The sequence below is a fragment of the Bradyrhizobium embrapense genome (assembly GCF_001189235.2).
Lineage (GTDB): Bacteria > Pseudomonadota > Alphaproteobacteria > Rhizobiales > Xanthobacteraceae > Bradyrhizobium > Bradyrhizobium embrapense.
In genome coordinates this window covers 184,826-206,818 of record NZ_LFIP02000008.1, presented here as the reverse complement: position 1 = coordinate 206,818, position 21,993 = coordinate 184,826, and the positions used below count along the sequence as shown (strand labels likewise).

At 64.8% G+C, this 21,993-nt stretch carries 16 protein-coding genes; 8 read left to right on the top strand and 8 right to left on the bottom strand.

Annotation, left to right across the window (positions count from 1 at the left end; genetic code table 11):
• Window positions 1-5 precede the first annotated feature (5 nt).
• Together AKN83_RS29440 and AKN83_RS29435 are read right to left on the bottom strand one after the other, a co-directional pair.
• Window positions 6-1,484: an ABC transporter substrate-binding protein gene (locus AKN83_RS29440; RefSeq protein ID WP_244522151.1), complete on the bottom strand. Its 1,479-nt coding sequence runs from the start codon at window positions 1,482-1,484 to the stop codon at window positions 6-8.
• 180 nt (window positions 1,485-1,664) lie between these two features.
• On the bottom strand, window positions 1,665-2,903 hold the full coding sequence (locus AKN83_RS29435; RefSeq protein WP_050405925.1) for a CaiB/BaiF CoA transferase family protein: 1,239 nt from the start codon (window positions 2,901-2,903) through the stop codon (window positions 1,665-1,667).
• Window positions 2,904-3,053: 150 nt separating this feature from the next.
• On the opposite strand from AKN83_RS29435, the gene glgA reads away from it, so the two are divergent.
• Window positions 3,054-4,481: a glycogen synthase GlgA gene (gene glgA / locus AKN83_RS29430; protein WP_050405924.1), complete on the top strand. Its 1,428-nt coding sequence runs from the start codon at window positions 3,054-3,056 to the stop codon at window positions 4,479-4,481.
• Between the two features lie 191 nt (window positions 4,482-4,672).
• Window positions 4,673-5,731, top strand: coding sequence for a class I SAM-dependent methyltransferase (locus tag AKN83_RS29425; RefSeq protein WP_050405923.1), 1,059 nt, complete (start codon window positions 4,673-4,675; stop codon window positions 5,729-5,731).
• An 80-nt stretch (window positions 5,732-5,811) separates the two neighbouring features.
• On the opposite strand, the gene AKN83_RS29420 is transcribed toward AKN83_RS29425, so the two are convergent.
• From AKN83_RS29420 to AKN83_RS29400, 5 genes are all read right to left on the bottom strand, one after another.
• Window positions 5,812-7,359: a L,D-transpeptidase gene (locus tag AKN83_RS29420; protein ID WP_244522154.1), complete on the bottom strand. Its 1,548-nt coding sequence runs from the start codon at window positions 7,357-7,359 to the stop codon at window positions 5,812-5,814.
• Window positions 7,360-7,604: 245 nt separating this feature from the next.
• On the bottom strand, window positions 7,605-8,843 hold the full coding sequence (locus AKN83_RS29415) for an MFS transporter (protein WP_050405921.1): 1,239 nt from the start codon (window positions 8,841-8,843) through the stop codon (window positions 7,605-7,607).
• Window positions 8,844-8,931: 88 nt separating this feature from the next.
• The gene (locus AKN83_RS29410) at window positions 8,932-9,516 is read right to left on the bottom strand and encodes a PRC-barrel domain-containing protein (protein ID WP_063695583.1); all 585 of its coding nucleotides are present in this window, start codon (window positions 9,514-9,516) and stop codon (window positions 8,932-8,934) included.
• 48 nt (window positions 9,517-9,564) lie between these two features.
• Window positions 9,565-11,766, bottom strand: a complete 2,202-nt coding sequence (locus AKN83_RS29405) for an amylo-alpha-1,6-glucosidase (protein ID WP_050405920.1) — start codon at window positions 11,764-11,766, stop codon at window positions 9,565-9,567.
• 85 nt (window positions 11,767-11,851) lie between these two features.
• Window positions 11,852-13,615, bottom strand: a complete 1,764-nt coding sequence (locus AKN83_RS29400) for an ABC transporter ATP-binding protein (RefSeq protein WP_050405919.1) — start codon at window positions 13,613-13,615, stop codon at window positions 11,852-11,854.
• Between the two features lie 310 nt (window positions 13,616-13,925).
• Between AKN83_RS29400 and AKN83_RS29395 the strand changes: the two genes are divergently transcribed.
• The 6 genes from AKN83_RS29395 to AKN83_RS29370 all read left to right on the top strand — a co-directional run bounded on the left by AKN83_RS29395 (window position 13,926) and on the right by AKN83_RS29370 (window position 19,878).
• A complete protein-coding gene (locus AKN83_RS29395; protein ID WP_050405918.1) occupies window positions 13,926-14,993 on the top strand; it encodes a glycosyltransferase family 4 protein in 1,068 nt (355 codons plus the stop codon).
• A gap of 308 nt (window positions 14,994-15,301) precedes the next feature.
• Window positions 15,302-16,552 (top strand): ABC transporter substrate-binding protein, encoded by a 1,251-nt coding sequence (locus AKN83_RS29390; RefSeq protein WP_050405917.1) that lies wholly within the window; start codon window positions 15,302-15,304, stop codon window positions 16,550-16,552.
• Window positions 16,553-16,568: 16 nt separating this feature from the next.
• Window positions 16,569-17,438, top strand: coding sequence for a branched-chain amino acid ABC transporter permease (locus AKN83_RS29385; RefSeq protein ID WP_050405916.1), 870 nt, complete (start codon window positions 16,569-16,571; stop codon window positions 17,436-17,438).
• Window positions 17,438-18,424 carry a branched-chain amino acid ABC transporter permease gene (locus AKN83_RS29380; RefSeq protein ID WP_050405915.1) on the top strand — a complete coding sequence of 329 codons (987 nt, stop codon included), beginning with the start codon at window positions 17,438-17,440 and terminating at the stop codon, window positions 18,422-18,424. Before AKN83_RS29385 ends, AKN83_RS29380 begins: the two co-directional genes overlap by 1 nt.
• A gap of 7 nt (window positions 18,425-18,431) precedes the next feature.
• On the top strand, window positions 18,432-19,181 hold the full coding sequence (locus tag AKN83_RS29375) for an ABC transporter ATP-binding protein (protein ID WP_063695593.1): 750 nt from the start codon (window positions 18,432-18,434) through the stop codon (window positions 19,179-19,181).
• Window positions 19,174-19,878 carry an ABC transporter ATP-binding protein gene (locus tag AKN83_RS29370; protein WP_050405914.1) on the top strand — a complete coding sequence of 235 codons (705 nt, stop codon included), beginning with the start codon at window positions 19,174-19,176 and terminating at the stop codon, window positions 19,876-19,878. Before AKN83_RS29375 ends, AKN83_RS29370 begins: the two co-directional genes overlap by 8 nt.
• A 143-nt stretch (window positions 19,879-20,021) precedes the next feature.
• Here the strand turns inward: AKN83_RS29370 and AKN83_RS29365 are convergent, their stop codons facing one another.
• The gene (locus AKN83_RS29365) at window positions 20,022-21,965 is read right to left on the bottom strand and encodes an alkyl/aryl-sulfatase (RefSeq protein WP_050405913.1); all 1,944 of its coding nucleotides are present in this window, start codon (window positions 21,963-21,965) and stop codon (window positions 20,022-20,024) included.
• Between the last annotated feature and the right edge of the window lie 28 nt (window positions 21,966-21,993).

Genomic DNA, 21,993 nt, shown 5'->3' with positions numbered 1-21,993 from the left:
AAACGCTATTCCTTCCAGGCGTAGGAGACGTCGAGCACCCCATTGAACATTTTAGGCACGCCCTTCACCTTCACGCTCGATATCGCGTAGTACGTATTCTGGAAGGTCCAGAACCAGATCGCCTCCTTGTTGATCAGGCGGCTGATCGCGCAATAGTCCTCGGTACGTTGGGCGACATCGGCGGTGGTTCGCGCATGCTCCAGCAGCCGGTCGAGTTCCGGATTGGAGTAGTTCGCCAGCGCAACCGGGCTGCCGGTGTGGAAATTGGCATACATCTGCGGATCGGGATCGGCGAGATCGACGATGCGCCACGGCGTGAGCTGGAACTGGCGCATGAAGGCGCGCGGCGGAATGGTCGCCTGATCGACCTGCTCGATCTCCATATTGGCGCCGATGCGCTTCCAGAATTGCTGCAGGACCTGACCGCCGGTGCGGCCGCGCGGCGTCGCCGTGACCAGCATCTTGAATTCGACCGGCTTGCCGTAATCCTTGAGCAGCGCCTTGGCCTTTTCGACATCGTAGGGCAACGCGCCGTCATCCTTGCACTTCACCCAGGAACCGTCGCCGTAGGGATTGCTGGCCGGTCGCGCCAGGCCATTGGTAATTGCTTGCGACATCTTGTTGCGATCGAGCGCCATCACCAGCGCCTGGCGCACGCGCACGTCGTCGAACGGGGGGACCTTGGTGTTGAAGGCAGCGACTGCAGCCCCCGAGCCTTGATAGGTATGCACGGTGAGACTCGTGTCTTTGCGCGCCTTGATAATGTTGTCGGCGTCGGCCTCGTCGTCCCAGACGATGTCGGCCTCACCCGACTGCAGCGAGGCAAACCGCGACTGCGCATCCGGCAGCGGCTTCAGGATGATGCGATCGAGATAGGGCTTGCCCTTGTCCCAATAGTCCGGGTTCTTCTCGAGCACCATGCGGTCGCCGGCGGTCCAGGATTTCAGGATATACGGACCGGTGCCGACCGGATTGCGGTTGTAGTCATCGCCCTTGGTCTTCCACGCGGTCGGCGACTGCATCACGTTGTTGGAGCTCTGGATCGACTGGGTCGCCGGAAAGTTCACCGACGGGTCGCTGAAATTGTAGCGCACCGTGAGATCATCGATGACGTCCACGCTCTTGATGCTGGTGATGTAGAACGCACAGCGACACTTGTTGGCCGGATCCTTCTGGCGATCGAAGTTCTCCTTCACCGCCTGCGCATTGAACGGCGTGCCATCGTGGAATTTGACGCCGGGCCGCAGCTTGATGGTCCAGGTCTTGAAGTCTTCGGCATGCTCCCACGACAGCGCGAGCTTCGGTGCCGGCTCGCCCTTGTCGTCGAGTGTCATCAGCGTGTCGAAGATCGCGGCCGCAGCGGTATTGGCTGACGTGTCGTAGACGCCGACCTTGAGAGGGTCGAAGCCTGGAATGTCCAGTTCCTGGCCGACGGTGAGCGTGCCGCCCTGCTTCTGCGCATGGGCCGGTGCAGCTGACGCCACTGCACCTAATCCCGCCACAAGAAATATACGCGCAACTGCGTGCGCGCGCCTGGCCAGCTTCATCGATGCTCCCTCCCAAGTGGGCGACGTCCGGTGTTCCGGATCGTCGTACGTTGGCAAGCAGCTTGTCCGGAATCGCCGCGCACGACAAGACCGTAAAACGGATGAAAAGCCGCAGGCTTAACTGCTCGCCGTGTTAGCCGGTCGCGCTGCGAAGCCTGCGATCTGATCCTCGGAGAGGCCGATCTCCTTCAGATAGGACCGCGTGTGCTCGCCGAGTGTCGACATCCGCTTGCGCGCGCCGACCGCAGCGCCGGACATCCGGAACGGCAGGTTGAGCACCTTGAAGCTGCCGCCGCCGTCCTCGACCTCGGCCAGCGCACCGCGATGGGCGATTTGCGGATCGGCGAGCGCCTCGCGCACCGTGCGATAGGCCGACGACGGCACGCCATATTCATTGAGCGCAGCAAGACAGGCCTGCGTGTCGACCGATCGCGACCACGCCTCCACGCCCTCCATCAAGCCCGCCCAATTCTCCCGCCGATCGGAATATCTGGCGAATCGCGGATCGGACACCCATTCCGGCCGGCCGATCACCTGCATCAGGTTCTGGAACGTCTTCTCGCTGGCGATCGCCACCATCACGTAACCGTTGCTGGTCTCGATCGGGCCGAACATCGGCCGCTGGGTTTGCTTCACCTCGAATTGCGACCACTGCAGCTCGTTCAGGGTCAGGCTCAGCATCGATTCCAGCATCGAGACGTCGATATGCTGGCCCTTGCCGCTCGCTCCGCGCTGATAAAGCGCCGCCGAGATCGCCCCGAAGGCGTAGACCCCGGTCAGCACGTCGGCATGGTAGATTCCGCAATAATCCGGCCGGGTGCGGCCCGGTTGATAGGCGAGATGCGCCATCTCGTAGCCCGACGCGGCATGGATCACCGGGGCATAGGCCGGCAATTCCGCCGACGGGCCGGTCTGGCCGTAGCCGGAGATCGAGCAGAAGACCAGCTTCGGATTGATGTCGCGGATCGAGGCATAGTCGAGCTTCAGGCGCCGCATCACGCCGGGGCGGAAATTCTCCACCAGCACGTCGGCGGTCGCGATCAGCCGGCGCACGGCTTCGACGCCGGCCGGCGACTTCAGGTCGAGCACGAGGCTGTGCTTGCCGATATTGAGCTGGCCGAACGCCGTCGAGCAATGGTTGCGCAGCGGCGGCCGCGTCCGCATCGTCTCGCCTTCGGCGGGCTCGATCTTGATCACCTCCGCGCCCATGTCGGCAAGCATCCGCGTGCAATGAGGTCCGGCGATCGTGGTCGAAAAATCGAGCACGCGAAGGCCGTCAAAGCTCCGTGTCAAATTCCCCTCATCGTCGGCGGCTATTGTCGTTGCCAAGGCTTCCTCCAGCTTCGTCGTTTCCATTGTTCGGCGTCGCGCGACCCTAAAGTGAGCCGCCCTGGCAGGAAAGCGTCTCGTCCAGACCGGGACCGCGGGCCGTCTTGCATTTTACTCAAAGGCAGATTGGACCCGATCTTGCATGAGCCCTGTCACGGGCTGGAATGAGGGCGCTTGTTGAAGGTCTTATTCGTCACGACGGAGATGGACGATTTCGTCCGCGTGGGCGGGCTCGGCGCCGTTTCCGCCGCACTTCCCCGGGCGCTCCGCCCCTGGAGCGACGTCAGGATCATGCTTCCCGGCTACCGGGACGTGGTCGAACAGTTCACTCATATTGAAATCGTTGGACATTGCGAGGCCCTCGCCGAAATGCCGGCCTGCACGCTCGGGCGCGCCTCGACCAAGGACGGGCTGCCAGTCTATGTGCTGCTGTGTCCGCAGCTCTACGACCGGCCGGGCAATCCCTATGGCGACGAGTCCGGCCGCGATTGGCCCGACAACGACATCCGCTTCGGCCGCTTTGCCTCCGCCGCTGCCGAACTTGCAGCCGGAACGCTGGACAAGAATTGGGCAGCGGACCTCGTTCACGCCAACGACTGGCAGGCCGCGCTCACACCCGCCTACCTCGCATGGCGTGAGCTACGGATTCCGTCGATCCTGACCATCCACAATCTCGCCTATCAGGGCCTGTTTCCGCGCGACTCGCTGCGACGGATCGGCGCACCGGAGAGCTCGTTCCACATCGACGGGCTGGAGTTCTACGACAAGCTGTCCTTCCTCAAGGGCGGCCTCGTCTACGCCTCGCATCTGACCACGGTCAGCGCGACCTATGCGAGGGAGATCACGACCGCCGAGCTCGGCTGCGGGCTCGAAGGTCTGCTCCGCGTGCGCTCCGACGCCGACCAGCTGACCGGCATCCTCAACGGCATCGACGAGAGCTGGGACCCACGCCACTGCGCACAGCTCGCGCAGCCGTTCGGTGCCGGCGACTGGAAGGGCAAGCAGGCCAACGCCGACTACGTCCGCCGGCAGTTCGGCCTTGCGGTCTCGCGCGGGCCGATCTTCGGCCTGGTTGCGCGGCTCGTGCATCAGAAGGGCGTCGACCTCGTGCTGTCGGCCGCCGACGAGATCATCCGGGACGGCGGACAGATCGTCGTCACCGGCAGCGGCGAACCCGCGATCGAAGACGCGCTGGTGGCCGCGCACCGGCGCCGGCCCGACGCGATCGGCGTCATCATCGGCTTCAACGACGCGCAGGCGCGCCGGATCTTCGCCGGCAGCGACTTCACCCTGATGCCGTCGCGCTTCGAGCCCTGCGGCCTCAGCCAGATGTATGCGCAGCGCTTCGGCTCGCTGCCGATCGGCCACCAGACCGGCGGGCTGGCGGAGACCATCGCCGACGGCGAGACCGGCTTTCTGTTCTCGCAGCCGTCAGCGGAATCCTTCCTCGGCGGCGTCAGGCGCGCCTTCGACGCCTATCGCGCCAAGGATCGCCTCAATGCCATGCGCGCCAGCGCGATGGCCAAGTCCTACAGCTGGGACCTGTCGGCCGCCTGCTACGGCGCGCTGTACAGGAAGCTCATCATGCCGCGGGCAGCAGCGTAAGGCGTCCGCCTCGCAGGCTTGTGAAGTCGCCAAGCTGGTATCCCAGCCGCCTTGTGACATTCAGCCTGCGCCGCCGACCCCATTCGTGCGATCATGTCGGCGCCCAAGGCCTTCTGCCTGGACGATAGCGCACACATGAAATTGGCAATGATGGACTTTTTGCAAAAACCCAATTGCGATGGAGCGACATCATGGACGTCAACGAGGAGCGTCTTAATTCATTCATGGGAAAGATGATTGGCGATGTCGGCGCGGCGATGAACGCCTCGCTGATGCTGCTGGGCGACAAGCTCGGACTCTACAAGGCTCTCGCCCAGCAAGGACCGATGAACGCGGCGGCCTTGGCCAAGGCAACAGGAACAGCCGGGCGTTACGTTCAGGAATGGCTCTCGGCGCAGGCCGCTTCCGGTTACGTCGAGTATGACAGCGCCACCGGAAAATTCTCGATGCTGCCCGAGCAGGCGCTCGCGCTCGCCCAGGAGGACAGCCCGGTCTTCCTCGGCGCCGTCGGAAGCCTTGTCGGAGCGACTTTTCTTGACGAGCCGAAAATCACCGACGCGTTCAAGACCGGCAAGGGCGTCGGCTGGAACGAGCGCAGCGAGTGCCTGTTCTGCGGCACCGCCCGGTTCTTCCGCACCAGCTACAAGCACTATCTGGTGCAGGAATGGCTGCCGGCGCTCGAAGGCGTCGTCGACAAGCTGAAGAAGGGCGCGGTCGTCGCCGATGTCGGCTGTGGCCACGGCGTCTCGACCCGGTTGATGGCGGAGGCGTTTCCGAAATCGACCTTCTACGGCTTCGACTATCACGACGGCTCGATCCAGACGGCGCGGATGGCCACGAAGGAGGCGGGATTGTCGGACCGCGTCCATTTCCAGACGCACTCCGCCAAGGACTTCCCAGCCAACAGGTATGACCTGGTGTGCTTCTTCGATTGCCTGCACGACATGGGAGATCCGGTCGGCGCGCTCAGGCATACCCGCTCCACCCTCGCTGACGACGGCACCTGCATGCTGATCGAGCCGTTCGCCAACGACCGGCTGGAGGACAATCTCAATCCGATCGGGCGCGTCTACTACGCGGCGTCGACGATGATCTGCACGCCGGCGTCGCTGGATCAGGAGGTCGGGCTTGCACTCGGCGCGCAGGCCGGGGAGACCCGGTTGCGCGAGGTGGCGCGGCAGGGTGGCTTCTCACGTTTCCGCCGCGCGGCAGAAACGCCGTTCAACCTGATCCTGGAAGCTCGCCCGTGACGGCGCCAACGCGATTGGACGGCGGTGTCACACCGCCGTCCGACACGCAGAGTGTTCGCTGATCCCGCCGCAGCGCCCTGCTACCAGTCCTGCTGCGACTGCCAGTAATTCTGGCCGCCGCGGCGACGCGGATTGGCGGCTTGGGGATTGCCGTAATAGGGGGAACCGTACTGGGTCGGTGCTTGCGGATTGCCGTATTGGGGATAGCCGTATTGGGTGCCGAACTGGGGATTCCAGCTGCGCTGAGAGAAGAAGCCGAAACCATCCCCGTCCCCGCTCGCAACCATGTCGTCGGGTTCCATCGGCCGGGTCGGCTTGCGTGTGATGAAACCGCCCTGGGGCTGGTTGCTCAGCACGGCAACGAACTCGGTGCGGTAGTTGGTCTCGGCGCTCAGCGGCTCGTCCGAGATGATGATCGATGAGCGCGGCACGGCGGTCGGCGCAATGCGATCGAGCACATCTTGCGGGATGGTGACGCGGTCGAGCGCGTTCTTGGCATTGTCGCCGTCGTCGATCGTCACCTCGGTCCAGCGCAGGCTGCCGTCGTTATTGCGGGCCATCGCCGTGAAGATATGCGTGCCGATCGGCTGGTCCGGATCGCGAATGGTGACGGGAACCTCGATGCTTGAATCAAACACCTCGCCGCCATCGGCCCAGGGCTTATGGGTGTTGCGCCGGACGTAAAGCTTCTGCGTCGCGCGGCTGATGTAGACTGACACCGGCTCAAGCGCGAGTTTCGCCTCGGTTGCCGCCTTCTGGGTGTCGGCCTTCTTGATCTCGGCCGCCTTGGCGGCGTCCTTTGCGGCCGCTGCGGCGTCGAGCTTCGGCTTGGCGTCGCCCTGGGCCGCCTCGAACTGCGTCGTCGCTTCGGCGGCCTTGGCGGCGGCCTTCTGCTTCAGATCCTCGGCGCGTGCCTTGGCTTGGTCGGTCTTGGCATTGGCGAGGGTCTTGTCGGCGAACGCAAGCTCGGCCTCGGCACGGATCTTGGCCTTTTCCAGCTTGCGCAATGATGCCGGTGTGAACAAGGCGGCTTCCTTCGTCGCGGCCACGGAAGCCTTCTTTGCCTCGTCGGCCACCTTGGCGGCATCCGCGGCTTCGCGGGACAGCGTCTCGGCGCGTGCCGGTGCCGCCGCGATGGCCTGGGCGTTCGGCACGAACAGCGCGGGATGGGTGAAATCCTCCGGGGCGGGATCGTTCGGCGCGATGATCACCCGCATCCCGATCCGTGTCCTGTCGAACAGCTTCTCGGCAAAGTCGTAAGGCATCCGCACGCAACCGTGCGAGGCGGCATAACCGGGCAACGGACCGCCATGCAGCGCGATGCCGTTCCAGGTGATGCGCTGCATGTTCGGCATCCAGGCATCGTCATAAAGGGTCGAGTGGTGGTCCTTGTCCTTCTCGATCAGCGCAAAGACACCGGCCGGCGTCTCGCGTCCCTTGACGCCGCTCGACACCGGTGCGCGGTAGATCCAGCCGTCGGCGTCGTAGAAGGTCACCTTCTGGGCCTTGATCGACACGATCGCCATGATCGGCTCGCCCGCGGCGCGCGGCGCGGTCGCCTCGACCGTTGCTGCAGGACGCTGCTGCTTTGCCGCGACGCCGCCGGTCAATGACGCAAGTGTGACCATCGCCGCGAAGGTCACAAAGGCGGGAGGCCCCCAACGCCGCATCGCTCCGGTGATTTGCGCCGTCGTCGTTCGATTTACCATGCGATTCCTCGGTCGAAATGCCTGCCCGCGCTGCGTCGATCCCTACCAGATCACGATTTTGGATTGATTAATCCACGGGACTACCGGCTCGTTCCGCCAGCAAATCACTCATATATGACTGCGCATGCAGGAGGAAGAGCGCCGCAGGGCCAAACCTGCCTGCGTCATGCCGTCCGCCGCGTCTCCGGCATTACCAGCCAGATCATGAACAACCCCAGCGCGGCGACGCCGGCCAGCCCCATGAAGGCGGTGCTGCTGCCGAGCTTGTCGCTGACATAGCCGGCCAGCACCGTACTGAGCGACGCGCCGATCCCGACCGCGGTTCCGACGATGCCCTGCGCCAGGTTGAAATGGCCGCTGCCGAACGCCACGTCGGCCACGATCAGCGGCACCATGACGCTGAAGATCGCCGCGGTGATGCCGTCGAAGATCTGCACCATGACCAGCAGGTAAGGATCCCGCACCGTTGCGAACAACAGACCGCGGATCGCCAGCGCGGCGAACGCGATCAGCAGCAGCGGCCGCCGGCCCCAGGCCTGCGCCTTGCGGCCGACCGACGGCGAGCACAGCGCGACAATCGCTTGCGGCACGATGATGCAAGCCGCGATCAGGACCGGCGCCCATTGGCTCGACCGTGTCGTGACGACGCCTGCCATCAGCGGCAGCATCGCGGCATTGGCGAGCTGGAACAGCATCATCGCGCCGGCAAAGATCAGGAGCGACCGCTGTCGCACCAGACCGATGATACTAGTCGCTCGTTTGTCCGGAATCTCGCGCTTCACCTCGCCATGGGCCTGCGCATTGTCGATCTCGCGCTCGCGGATCCGCGCCAGCGACAGCAACGTCGGGATCGCCAGGATGAAGGTCACGAGGAACACCGATCGGCTCGACAGGAAATAGCCGCAGGCGCCCATCAACGCCGCGGCCGAGCCGCTGCCGAGCGAGGCAAAGCGCGCATTGCGGCCGAGCCGCTCGCCGATCGCCAGCGGCCCGACCAGGCCGAGGCTGATCGCGGCGATCGCCGGACCTAGCACGCAGCTTGCGAGCGCGTGCAGTATCGCGGCAAGCGTCACCACCGGAAAGATCGGCCAGAGCGCGTAGGCAAGCGCGGCGGCGCCGATGGCGGCGACCGCCCAACCCGCGACCACCCGCTCCGAGCGTGCTGCGTCGACGATCGCGCCGCCGGGCACCTGGCCCAAGAGGCCGATGATGCCGCCGATCGAGAGCACGAAGCCGATCTCGACCTGGGTCCATTTCTGCGTCGTCAAATAGACCGCGATGAAGGGGCCGAAGCCGGTCTGCACGTCGGCCAGGAAGAAGATGAACCAGTCGAGCCCGCGCTGGCTTTCGCGCGACGGCCGGCGCGGCTGCTCTGGATTGGGCTGATTGGGAACAATTGACACAACGTTGGCGCCGCCGGCAGATCGCTCGCCACGATCGTCGCCAACCGTCTCGAAGGAAGAGTTCGGACGCGCGACCAGCTTTGGCCCCCTAATGTTCGTAGTCCCATGGATGGAGATTGCCGGCCGCGCCGAGCACGATCAGCGGCGTATCTTCCTTGTATTCCGGCGCAGCGCTCACCTGCTGCTTGTTCAGGTCCAGCGTGATGCTGTCGCTCTTGCTGGAAACGCCGGCGAAACGCAGCGCGTTCCAATCGACCACGATCTTGCGGCTGCCGACGCCGAGGAAGCCGCCGAAATCGATCACCGCGGCGCGGACCTTGCCATCGCGATCGACGATGACGTCGACGATCCGCCCCATGTCCTCATTGGCGGAACTGCGCACGTCGCGCCCGAGAATGCCGTGCGCATCGCGCGCACCGATCACCGTCACCGAGGGTGGTGGCGATGGCTCCTTGGACGATTCTTTGGACGGCTCCTTCGGTACCGCGGAGGCTGCCGGCGGCGCGGGCGTGGCCGACGGCGCCTGCGTTGCTGGCGGCGCCTGGGTTGCTGGCGGCGCCTGCTCCGCCGGCGGCGATGGCGTCGGCGACGGCGATTCATCATCGGCGGCGCGGACACCAGCGCATGTCAGCAGCGCCGCTGCGACCAGCATCACCATGATCCTCAAACGCATCCTACTCTCCCCACGATTTTCCGGCGCGCGCCTGCCGTGCGACGACGCTCAATGCGTCAGCACGATCGACACCTGGATCTGGCCGCGCGTGCGCAGCACCTCGAGTGACACCTCGTCGCCATGGCGGCGCAGCCGCAGATCGACGCTGGACGCGCCGAGCCTGAGGTCGCGCAGCACCACGTCGTTGAGGAATTCCGGCAGCCGCGGATCGCGCAGGCGGATCTCCCCGCGCGCGATGTCGAACTCGAGGCCAAGCGCGGCCTCCAGCAGCGTGAACGGCGTCGCGCTCGCCCAAGCCTGCGGTGCACAGGCCACCGGATAAAGCACCGGGCCGCGCCGGCGCTCGCGGCGGAAGCCGCAGAACAGCTCGGGCAACCGCCGCAGCTCCATATAGCTCGCTGCATCGAACAGGCCCTTGAACAGATGCGCGACCGAATGTTTCAAGCCGTAGCGCGCGAAGCCGAGCGCGATCAGCGCATTGTCATGCGGCCAGATCGAGCCGTCGTGATAGGACATCGGATTGTAGCGCGCTTCCCCCGCGGCGACGGTGCGGATGCCCCAGCCCGAGAAGAATTTCTGGCTCATCAAATCGGCGGCGACCCGTCGCGCACGATCTTCCCGCACCATACCCGAAAACAATGTCTGTCCGGCATTCGACGTACGCACCCTGCACGGCTGCTTGGCGCCATCGAGCGCCAGCGCGTAGGTGCCGAGCTCCTCGCACCAGAATGCCTGCTCGAACTGCTCGCGCAGCCGCTCGGCTTCGGCATCGAGCTTGGCGGCCTTGTCCGTAAAGCCCAGCCGGCGCGCCGCGCGCGCTGCCAGCTGCTTGCCGGCGAAAACATAACCCTGCACTTCCGCCAGCGCGATATTGCCCTCGGCAAGCGTGCCGTCGGCGTGGAAGATGGCGTCGAAGGAGTCCTTCCAGCCTTGATTGCGGAGCCCTTCATCGGTCGCGCGCTGGTACTCAATGAATCCATCGCGATCCGGATCGCCCGGACCGTCGATCCATTGCAAGCCGGCCTCGACCGCCGGCCACAGCTCGCGCAACGTCTCCAAGTCGCCGGTGCGCTCCAAATAAAGCCCGGCGAGCAGCACGAACAGTGGGGTCGAATCGACGCTGCCGTAGTAATGCGCGAACGGCACCTCGCGCAGCGCGGCCATCTCGCCGCCGCGCATCTCGTGCAGGATCTTGCCCGGCGCAGCATCGGACAGCGGATCGACCGCCTTGGCCTGGAACAGCGCAAGCCGCTTCAGCACGCCCTTGGCGATCCGCGGATCGAGCCACAGCATCTGCAGCGCGGTGATCAGCCCGTCGCGGCCAAACGTCGTCGAATACCAGGGAATGCCGGCATAGGGATAACGGCCCTGCGGCGTCTCCGTCATCAGCATGTTGAGGTCGGCCATCGCCTGGCACAGCACCTCGTTGAAGATGTTGTTCGAGGTCTCGATGCTGGCGGCGCCGGCCGATGAGTTCCGCATCTCGCGGCGATGCGCCAGCAGCCCGCGGAAGAACGGCACCGGCTTCTGCATGATCGGCTTGTTGCAGGACACCGCGACGAACAGCGAGGTCACCTGCCCGGGCTCGAGATCAAAATGATAGGTCGCGGCGTTGACCGACAGCCGGGTCGGCCGCGGATCGAAATGCAGCGCGGTGATCCGCGTCTGCTCGTCGAGGCCGCAATATTCCAGCACGACGTCGGTCGGGCCGAGCAGCTTGCTCGAGCCGATGCCCCGCCGCGGCCGCCGCTCGCCGCGCACCTCGAACAGATCGGCGAAATCATTGTCGAACAGCAACGAAAGATCGAAGCTTGCCGTGTGATCGCCGTGGTTCTGCAGGCCGATACGCTGATAGGCGGTGCCGCGCCACAGGAAGATCGAGCGGACGATATGCAGCGTGTCTTTCTGCAGCGTGAGCCGGCCGTCGCGATAGACGTCGGAATTGGTGAGATCGACCGTCAACGCCGAATTGTCATCACGCATGTTGGAGCCGAGCAGCAACGGCTGCACGTCCTCCAGCACCATTTCCAGCCGCGCGAGGTAGCGCGTATCGGCATTGAACAGTCCGTCCGGCCCACCGGCCGAGGCTCCGATATCGCCGTGGCTGTCGAGCACGATGAAAGTGTCGTCATGCTTGAGCGAGCGCCGCGGCCGCGCCGCGGGGCCCGTCATCGGAATGTAGAACGGCGATTCGGCGACGTGCTCCGTGATGCGAGCAGTGATGATCTGCGTAACGACGTCAGCTGCCATCTGAACCTCTGGCGACTTTTATTGGCCGTTTTCCTGATTCGAACGAACGCACTGGAACGCAAGAACAGGCTTCGATGACGCGGGGTCAGGCCGCGCTGGTGGAGAGGCGCCCCATCTCGCGCGCGACCAGGTCGCGGTAGGGGCCCCTGCCCTTCACGAGGATATCGGGCGGACCGTCCTCGACGATCCGGCCGCCCTGCAGCACGACCACGCGGTCGAAGCTGCGCAGCGTCGCGAGCCGGTGCGCGATCGCCACCACCGTACGCCCGCGCATCAGGCGCGACAACGCCTCGCGGATCGCCTCCTCGGATTCAGCATCGAGCGCCGCGGTGGCCTCGTCAAGCAGCAGGATCGGCGCGTCCTTCAGGAAGGCACGCGCGATCGCAATCCGCTGGCGCTGGCCGCCCGAGACCTTGACGCCGCGATCGCCGACAATGGTGTTCATGCCCTCCGGCAGGCTTTCGATGAAGTCACAGCGTGCCGCGACCGCCGCCCGCAGCACCTCGTCGTCGGTGGCGTCCGGCCGGCCGTAGCGGATGTTCTCGAGGATCGAACGATGGAACAGCGAGATGTCCTGCGGCACCACCGAAATCGCCGCGCGCAGGCTCTGCTGGGTGACGCGGGAGATATCCTGGCCGTCGATGGTGATGTTGCCCTGTTCGACGTCATAGAACCGCTGCAGAAGAGTAAACAGTGTTGACTTGCCGCCGCCGGACTGCCCGACGAGACCGACCCGCTGGCCGGGCTGGATGCGCAGGCTGAACCGCTCGAACACCTGCAAGCCGCCGGGATAGCGGAACGACACATTGTTGAATGCGATCGCCGCGCCGCTCTTGACCAGCGTTTCGGCCTCCGGATGGTCCTTCAGCTCGTGCGGCTGCAACAGCGTCGCCAGCGCTTCGGTGAGGCGGGCGACGTGCTGGGTGACGTCGACTAGCGCAACGGCGAGATCGCGGGTGGCGCTGAGGATCGAGATGCCGAGCGTGCAGACCAGCACGACATCGCCGGTGGTGGCTTGGCCCTGCTGCCAGAGCGAGAGCGCCCAGGCCAGCATCGCGATGGTCAGGATGACGGTCACGCCGGCGTGAACCAGGCGGAGCTTTTCGAGATAGCGCAGGGAGCGGCCGCGCGCGACGAGTTCCCGATTGACGGTCGCGTCGAAGCGGTCGTGCTCATAGCCGAGGCCGCAGAACGCGCGCACCAGCGGGAGGTTGTTGATGACGTCGACCATTTCGCCATCCACGGCCGCCGCCCTGTTGGCGAAGTCGTCATGCAGCGGCCGGCCGGCGGCGGCCATGCGGAACATCGCCACCACCATGGTTCCCGCGATCAGGATCAGCACTGCTGACATTGTCAGGCTGACGGTTCCAACCAGGGTGATGGCCGCGAAAGTCGCGATGCAAGGCGGCAACACGTTCCATACGAACATGTTCTCGACGGTGTAGACCGCGTTCGACGTTGCCGTGATCCGGCTGGTCAGCATGCCTGGCAGCCGATCCGTGAAATAACTTGGCGCGTGGCCGGTGAGATGCCGGAACATGTCACGGCGAAGGTCGCCGCTGACGCTGACGAAGGTGTAGCTCGCGGTCCAGCTCGCGATCCGCCACAGGAAGTTGTCGGCTGCGATCAGCGACATGAGCAAAGCGAATGCCAGCCATACGCCGCTCGCGGCCGACGGCCCTGCCGACAACGCATCGACCAGATTCTTCACGCCGTACTGCGTGCCTACCGAGCAGGCAACCGCCGCGACGACGGCCGACAAAATCACGACATGCGACGGCAGCCGCCGACGCAGATAGCGCAGCACAAAGGGGAATGGGCGATGCGCGTATCCTGACAGATGGTCCATGACGTCCTGCAAAGCTGTTGAAGGTGAACGAGAAAATTCTAGTCGACACTCTCGTGCACGATGACATGAAGGGCGGCGGTGGGATTCCTTGATGCAGCCATTAGTGCGCAACAATTTTGCAACGCTGGCGTCGGCAAAAACCTGTTGGAGCGTGATGGCATCAGCAAGACCACAGTGTGATGGAAGAAAGAAGCGGCAGATCTCTCACATCTAAGGAACCTCGCACGTGCGAGAACGTTCCCGTCTTTGGCATGTCGGTGCCATCAGAGGGCTGAGGGTTCATCCACATTACAAACATGGAGACGGAGAAATGCGCATCGCGCAGGTTGCCCCGCTGACGGAGGCTGTTCCCCCCAAGCTCTACGGCGGCACCGAACGGGTCGTGCACTGGCTGACCGAAGAACTTGTAACACTTGGACATGACGTGACGTTGTTCGCCAGTGGCGATTCCCAGACCTCCGCGAAGCTCGATGCGACCTGGCCGAAGGCACTGCGGCTCGACGGTTCCGTCCGCGACCCTAATGCGCTGCACATGGTGATGCTGGAGCGCGTGCGGCAGAAAGCCGACGACGACGAGTTCGACTTCCTGCATTTCCATCTCGACTATTATCCGTGGTCGCTGTTCGCGCGGCAGCCGACGCCGTTCGTGACCACGCTGCACGGACGGCTCGACCTGCCGGAGCACCAGCCCGTCTTCAACACTTTCTCCAAGGTCCCGGTGATCTCGATCTCCAACGCGCAGCGCCGGCCGGTGCCGCAGGCACACTGGGTGCGCACCATCCATCACGGCCTGCCGGAGCATCTCCTGACACCGCAACCGGCCAGGCAATCCTATCTCGCCGTACTCGGGCGCATCGCGCCGGAGAAGGGCGTCGATCGCGCGATCAAGATCGCAACCCGCTGCGGCATTCCGCTGAAGATCGCAGCCAAAGTCGATCGCGCCGACCAGGAATATTACGACGAGTTGATCAAGCCGCAGATCACCAACAATCCGCTGGTCGAGTTCATCGGCGAGATCAGCGACCGCGAGAAGCCGGACTTTCTCAGCGGCGCGATCGGGCTCCTGGTTCCAATCGATTGGCCGGAGCCGTTCGGCCTCGTGATGATCGAGGCGATGGCCTGCGGCACGCCCGTCATTGCGTATAACCGCGGTTCGGTGCCGGAGATCATCGAGGATGGGCTGACCGGCTTCATCGTCGAAGACGAGATCAGCGCGATCTCCTCGGTCGGCCGGCTTTCGACGCTCAACCGCGATGCGATCCGCAAGCAGTTCGAGACCCGCTTCACCGCACGCCGCATGGCGCTCGACTATCTCGCCGCCTATCGCAGCCTGATGGAGGCCAAGCCGCGCTTCAAGCTGGTGGCGAGCGCGGAATAGAAGTTGCAGCGGCCAATTGAATGATCCGGCGGACTGTCGGCACTATCTGCGCCGGTCCGTCGGGCTGCGCCGGTCCGTCGGGTCATTCGATTGTCAATAATGCCGTAGTGTTCTGCGCAACTGCCACGCAACGAAGCGCGCGCGTCGGGCGATTGCTGCGACGCACCCGTCGCAACGCGTTTCCCCATGACGCGACCGATATCGCCTTTGCGATTGACGAATTACGTGCTCTTATGCGCCCCGCTTGAGCAAAAAATAATAAGCGCGCGGACGGCGCAACCGTGCCGTGGTCGCACAGGGGGAACGCCATGACAGGGGACCGCAAGCCGTCGGCCATTAATAATGCCGCGCCGACCAAAGCCTCACGGAAGCTGACGCGCCGCAAGTTCCTGGCCAAGACGGGCGGCGTGCTCGCGGCCGGCGCATTCGGCGCCGTGCCGTTGCGCGGTTGGGCCGCCGACCCGATCAACATCGGCGCGCTCTATCCGAGCACCGGCAGCATGGCGCAGATCGGCATCGGCTGCGTTGCAGCAGCGAAGCTCGCGGTCGACATGGTCAACGAAGCCGGCGGCATCAAGTCGCTCGGCGGCGCCAGGCTCAACCTCATCGTCTCCGACGTGCAGAGCGACACCACGGTGACCCGCACCGAAACTGATCGCCTGATATCCGGCAACAAACTGTCGGCGATCCATGGCTGCTACGCCAGCGCGCTGACCCTGATCGCGAGCGAGGTCTGCGAGCGCGCTCACGTTCCGATCATCACCGGATCGAGCTCCGACCAGCTCAACAAGGGACGCACCTACACCTTCACGCCGTTCGCGCGCGCCTCGCAATTCGCCAAGGCGCAGTTGCAGATGGCCAAGCTGGTCAGCGAGCAGGCCAAGGTCGCCGTGATCTTCGAGAACACCGCGTTCGGCACCTCGACCTCGAACGGGCTGAAGGAGCTGGCGCCCGGCGAAGGCGTCGAGATCGTGATGTTCGAGCCCTACTCGGCCGGCTTCACCGATGCGAGCCCGCTGATCAACAAGGTCAAGGCCTCCGGCGCCAACACGCTGTTCTCGCTGTCCTATCTCAACGACCTCATCCTGATCGTGCGCACCGTGAAGCAGGTTGGGCTCAACATCGCAATCAATGGCGGTTCCGGCGGCTTCGTGATGCCGGACTTCTACAAGAATGTCGGTAAGGCCGCCGAGGGCCTGCAGGGCGTGGCGCACTGGAACCACGACGTCAACGACGATGCGCAGAAGGTCAACGCCGAGTTCAAGAAGCGGACCGGCGAGTTCGCGTTCGAATATGCCGGCGGCCTGGTCGCGCAGACCTTCATGCTGGCTGACGCGCTGGAGCGCGCCGCCTCTGCCGATCCGAAGAAGGTCCGCGAGGCGCTCTCGACGCTCGACGTCTCCTCGGGTTATGCGGCGATGGCGCCCGGCGGCAAGGTGAAGTTCGGCCCCGACGGCAAGAACGTCTATGGCCGCCCGGTCGGCGTGCAATGGCAGAATGCCGACCTCGCCAGCATCTTCCCCAAGGAAGACGCCCGCGCCCCGCTGATGAAGACCTGAACCGCGGTCGCATCGCATGTGGGAGACACTGGCCCAGGCTGTCATCAACGGCCTGCTCATCGGCGGCATTTACGCGCTTGTCAGCATCGGCGTCACGCTGATCTTCGGCGTGGTCAAGATCGTCAATTTCGCCCAGGGCGAGTTCGTAATGATCGGGATGTATATCTCGTTCTTCCTCGCCACCCAATTCGGCGTCGATCCGCTGGTCTCGCTGGTGATCTCGATGCCGGTGCTGTTCATCGCCGGCGTCCTGATCCAGCATTTCCTGATCCGCAGAGTGCTCGGGCCGAACGACATGCCGCAGATCTTCCTGACCTTCGCGCTGTCGCTGCTGCTGCTCAATCTCGCGCTGATGCTGTTCAGCGCCAACTACCGCACCGTCCACACCTCCTATTCGGATGAAGCGTGGCACATCGGAGGGCTGTACATTCCGGTGGCGAAGCTGATCGCCTTTGCGGTCGCGATGGCGCTCAGCGGGCTGCTCTGGGTGTTCCTGCACACCACCGACCTCGGCCGCGCCATGCGCGCGGCGTCGCAGAACCGCGACGTCGCGATGCTGATGGGGATCAATCCGAACCGCGTGTTCGCAGTCGCGTTCGGCACCGCGCTGGCGCTGGCCGGTGCCGCCGGCTCGCTCTTGATGCCGTTCTATTCGGCCTATCCGTTCGTCGGCCAGGTGTTCGTGCTGATGGCGTTCGTTGCGGTCGTGATGGGCACGCTCGGCAATGTGATGGGCGCGCTGGTCGCGAGCCTGATGATGGGCGTGGCCGAATCGCTCGGCATCCAGTTCGTCGGCGCCGATTCAGGCCTGATCGTGGTGTTCGCGCTGCTGCTGTTGACCCTTGCCTTCAGGCCGAGCGGGCTCGGCGCCAGGAGGGGCCGTTGATGCAGACCTCAGACCACATGAAATGGCTGCGGCTGGCGATCGGGGCCGTCGTCATGCTGGCGCTGCCCCAGCTCGTCACCTCGTCGTTTGCGATCGACATCTTCATCCGCATCCTGCTGTTCTCCTTCATCGGCGTCGCCTGGAACCTGATGGGCGGCTATGCCAAGCAGCTGTCGCTCGGACACGCCGCCTATTTCGGGCTCGGCGCCTACACCTCGACCATCATGCAGGTGAACTACGGCATCTCGCCATGGATCGGGATGATCGCGGGCGGCGTGGTCGCGATGCTGGCGAGCCTGCCGATCGGCTGGCTCTGCTTCCGCCTGCGCGGCCCCTATTTCACGATCGCCACCATCGCGACCGCGCAGGTACTGATGCTGATCTTCCTGAAATTTCGCGATTTCGCCTGGGGCGCCGAAGGCACCACGATCCCGAATCTCGGCAGCGCGCCGCTGATGATGCAGTTCGAGGAGAAGTCGTCGTATTACTACGTCGTGCTCGGCCTGCTCGTCGTCGGGCTGTGGATCACCCACCGGATCGAGCAATCCTGGATCGGCTATTACCTCGTTGCGATCGGCGAGGATGAGGACGCGGCCGAGGCGATCGGCGTCAACGCACCGAAGGTCAAGCGCGACATCTACATGATCAGCGCATTCCTGACCGCGCTCGCCGGCACCTTCTACACCCAGTACATCTACTTTATCGATCCCGCGACCGCGTTCAGCTTCAACGTCTCGATCGAGGCGGCGCTGGTGTCGATCGTCGGCGGCATCGGCACGCTGTGGGGGCCGGTCATGGGCACCGTGCTGCTGGAGACCACCTCGGCGCTGCTGCAAAGCTGGCTCGGCAGCTCGGTCGGCGGCATCCAGCTCACGGTCTATAGCCTGATCCTGATGGCGGTGATCCTGTGGCGGCCGACCGGGCTGATCGGGTTTGCGACCGACGTCTATCACCGCTATGTCCGGCGCAAGCCGGCACGGGCCTGAGGTTACGATGGCGGAAGCACTGGTCATCAAGGGTCTCAGCAAGCGGTTCGGCGGTCTGCGCGCGGTGCAGGACGTCAGCTTCACGGTGCAGGAGAACGAGACGGTGGCACTGATCGGGCCGAACGGCGCCGGCAAGACCACGAGCTTTCATTTGATCACGGGATTTCATCGGCCGGACTCCGGATCGGTGCTCGCCTTCGGTCACGAGGTCGTGGGCCTCCGGCCGCACGACGTCTGCGCACTCGGCATGGCCCGCACCTTCCAGGTGGCAAAGCCGTTCGGCGCGATGACGGTGCTCGCCAATGTGATGACCGGCGCCTTCCTGCGCGACCGCCATGTCGCCGCCGCGCGCGACAAGGCGCTTGAAGCAATCGAATTCGTCGGTCTCAGCGCCAGGGAGCAGACGCCGGCGAAGGACCTCACCACCATCGACCAGCGGCGGCTGGAGATGGCCCGCGCGCTGGCGACGCAGCCAAGGATCCTGCTGCTCGACGAGGTGATGGCAGGGCTGAACCCTGCCGAGATCGACCAGGCGGTGGCGCTGGTGAAGAAGCTCTCCGCCCGCGGCCTGACCATCGTGATCGTCGAGCATGTGATGCGCGCGATCATGGCGGTCGCCCGCCACATCGTGGTGCTCGACCACGGCCAGAAGATCGCCGAGGGAGCGCCGAAGGAGATCGTGGAGAACCCGGAAGTGATCCGCGCCTATCTCGGCTCCTACGTGCATCCGCCGGCGCAGGGAGACGCCCATGCTTGAGCTCTCCCGCGTCAGCGCCAGCTACGGCTCGGTCCCTGCCATCACCGACGTCAGCATCTCGGTCGGCGAGGGCGAAGCCGTCGGCCTGCTCGGGGCCAACGGCGCCGGCAAGAGCACGACGCTGCGCGCGGTCTCCGGCCTCGTCAAACTGTTCGCCGGAAAGGTCACGTTCGACGGCGTCGACCTCGCGACGCTGCCGCCCTACCGGATCCCCGAGCTCGGCATCGCACATGTCCCGGAAGGCCGCCAGGTGTTTCCGGACATGACGGTGCAGGAAAATCTCGAGATCGGCGCCTACACCCCGAAAGCCAAGGCGGATCGCGCGCGCACGATGGAGCTGGTCTACGGCATCTTCCCGCGCCTCGCCGACCGCAGGAAGCAACTCGCCGGCACCATGAGCGGCGGCGAGCAGCAGATGGTCGCGGTCGGCCGCGGTCTGATGCTGAAGCCGCGCCTCTTGATGCTGGACGAGCCCTCGCTCGGTCTCGCCCCCGTGATGACCGACGTGACCTTCGAGAAGATCGGCGAAATCCACAAGATGGGCACCGCGATCCTGCTGGTCGAGCAGAATGTCAGCCGCGCGCTGTCGCTGGTGCAGCGCGCCTATGTGCTGGAAAGCGGCAACGTGATCATGCAAGGCACCAGCGCCGAGCTCGCAGGCAATAAGCAGGTACAGGCGGCGTATCTCGGGATTTGAGCGGGCACTTATCGACCCGTCATCCTGTGAGGAGCGCGAAGCGCGTCTCAAAGGATGCACGGTCCGACCAGCCGGGCCGTCGACCCTTCGAGACGCCGCTACGCGGCTCCTCAGGGTGATGGTTCTAATTCCGCGAGCGTGGCCTAGGTCACCGCCGTCCGCTTCGGCTCGACGATCTCGAACATCCGCGGGAATTCGTCCATCAGCGCCATCAATTCGCCGAGCCGCAGCGGCTCGCCGGACGCCTTGATCCTGCCGGCGCCGACAGCGTCGGGGAACGTGGTCAGCTTGGCAATGACCTCGTCAAGCACGCTGCGCGCCAGCGTGAAGCTGGCGTGCGCATCGGCGGCCTGCGCGCCTTTGACGTAGGTCAGCGCCGAGTTCTCGAGGTTGAGCACGAACGTCTCGCCGGTGTCGGTAAAACTCCAGTTCAGCACGATGCGCTTGCCTTCGGCCTTGGGGCCGTTGAGGCGGATGCCGAGCACGTCCCAGAGCTGCTCGGTGCGCAGCGCAGCGAGCGTCTCGCGCGGCATCGGCGAGCGCGGCGGCGTCTTCGGCATGCCCTGCCGCAGCTCCTGCGCGCCGAACAGATAGGCGTTGCGCCAGGTCGAACTTTCAGCGGCATAGCCGAGCTGTTCGAATGTGTCGGCCAGCAAGGCGCGGGCCTCCTGGTTGTCGGGCTCGGCGAACACCAGATGGCTGACGGCCTGCGCGACGAAACGGAATTCACCCTTGGCGAAATCCGCGGCGGCACGTTTCAGGATCGCATCGGCGCCGCCCATATATTCGACATACTTCTTGCCGGCCGCAACCGGCGGCAAGGCATCGAGATTGACCGGATTGGCGTCGTACCAGCCGAGATACTTCTGGTAGATCGCCTTCACATTGTGCCTGATGTGACCGTAATAGCCGCGGCCGTGCCAGGCGCCTTCCAGGCTCTGCGGCAGCCGGATCGTCTCGGCAATCTCGGCCGCGTTGAGCCCGTGGTTCATCAGGCGGATGGTCTGGTCATGCGCGTATTTGTAGAGGTCGCGCTGCTGGCGGATCATGGTGTCGATCCGCTCTTTTCCCCAGACCGGCCAATGATGCTGGCCGCACATCGCCTCGGCCTTGCCGCCCCACATCTGCAGCGCCTCGCCGAGATATTTCGACCACGCCAGCGCATCGCGGACGTCGGCGCCACGGAACGGCAGCAGATTGTGGAAATTGTGCGTGCAGTTCTCCGCGAGGTTGAGCAGCTTGTAGCGCGGAATGAAGAAATGCATCTCTGCCGGCGCTTCGCTGTTCGGCGCCATCTGGAATTCGAACTCGACGCCGTCGATGACGCGCCTGTCGCCGGTCGCGATGATCAGGTCGGTCGGCCGCAGCAGCGCGACGCCACCGGCCGCCATCGTCTTGCCGAGGCCGCAATCGACCTGGCCGCGCACGCCCTTGGCGAGGAACGGTCCGAACTGGTATTGCGCGCGGCGCAACATCGCCGGTCCCGCGATGATGTTCTCGGAGACCGCGTGCTCCATGAAGAAGTTAGGCGCAATGATCGGCACGCCCGCCGCCAGCATGGCGTCATCGAGCACGCCGCGCGCGCCGCCCCAATGGTCGGTGTGGGTGTGGGTGAAGATCACGGCGGCGACCGGCTTCTTGCCGCGGTGCCGGAAGTACAGCTCCATCGCGGCACGGGCACCCTCGATCGAGGTCAGGGTGTCGACCACGATCACGCCCTTGTCGCCCTCGATCAGCGTCATGTTGGCGATGTCGAGCCCGCGCACCTGGTAAACGCCCGGCACCACCTCGAACAGGCCGTGATGGATGTTGAGCCGCGACTGCCGCCACAGGCTCGGATCGACGGTCGCAGGCGCCTTCTCCTCGGAGAGGAAGCCGTAAGGCTCGAGGCTCCAGACCACCCTGCCCTGGGCCGAGGTGACGCGCGCGTTCTCGATCGTGCCGAGAAAGCCGCGCGCGGCGTCGTCGAAATCCCTGGTGTCGGCGAACGGCAGCGCCTTCAGCGTCGCCTCGTGCTGCGCAATGACCGGCGCGGATGCCGCCTTCGGACCTTCGTGCGACGTTTCACCTGCGGTCGTCTGGGTCATTACTCAAGCACTCCCTCGTTTGGCGAAG

Excerpts from the sequence above, each read along its gene's own strand:
- AKN83_RS29400 (WP_050405919.1), bottom strand. The coding sequence starts at position 13,615 with ATGGACCATCTGTCAGGATACGCGCATCGCCCATTCCCCTTTGTGCTG.
- AKN83_RS29375 (WP_063695593.1), top strand. The coding sequence starts at position 18,432 with ATGGCGGAAGCACTGGTCATCAAGGGTCTCAGCAAGCGGTTCGGCGGT.
- AKN83_RS29390 (WP_050405917.1), top strand. The coding sequence starts at position 15,302 with ATGACAGGGGACCGCAAGCCGTCGGCCATTAATAATGCCGCGCCGACC.
- AKN83_RS29425 (WP_050405923.1), top strand. The coding sequence starts at position 4,673 with ATGGACGTCAACGAGGAGCGTCTTAATTCATTCATGGGAAAGATGATT.
- AKN83_RS29385 (WP_050405916.1), top strand. The coding sequence starts at position 16,569 with ATGTGGGAGACACTGGCCCAGGCTGTCATCAACGGCCTGCTCATCGGC.
- AKN83_RS29410 (WP_063695583.1), bottom strand. The coding sequence starts at position 9,516 with ATGCGTTTGAGGATCATGGTGATGCTGGTCGCAGCGGCGCTGCTGACA.
- AKN83_RS29370 (WP_050405914.1), top strand. The coding sequence starts at position 19,174 with ATGCTTGAGCTCTCCCGCGTCAGCGCCAGCTACGGCTCGGTCCCTGCC.
- AKN83_RS29420 (WP_244522154.1), bottom strand. The coding sequence starts at position 7,359 with ATGGTCACACTTGCGTCATTGACCGGCGGCGTCGCGGCAAAGCAGCAG.
- AKN83_RS29365 (WP_050405913.1), bottom strand. The coding sequence starts at position 21,965 with ATGACCCAGACGACCGCAGGTGAAACGTCGCACGAAGGTCCGAAGGCG.
- AKN83_RS29380 (WP_050405915.1), top strand. The coding sequence starts at position 17,438 with ATGCAGACCTCAGACCACATGAAATGGCTGCGGCTGGCGATCGGGGCC.
- AKN83_RS29435 (WP_050405925.1), bottom strand. The coding sequence starts at position 2,903 with ATGGAAACGACGAAGCTGGAGGAAGCCTTGGCAACGACAATAGCCGCC.
- AKN83_RS29405 (WP_050405920.1), bottom strand. The coding sequence starts at position 11,766 with ATGGCAGCTGACGTCGTTACGCAGATCATCACTGCTCGCATCACGGAG.
- AKN83_RS29395 (WP_050405918.1), top strand. The coding sequence starts at position 13,926 with ATGCGCATCGCGCAGGTTGCCCCGCTGACGGAGGCTGTTCCCCCCAAG.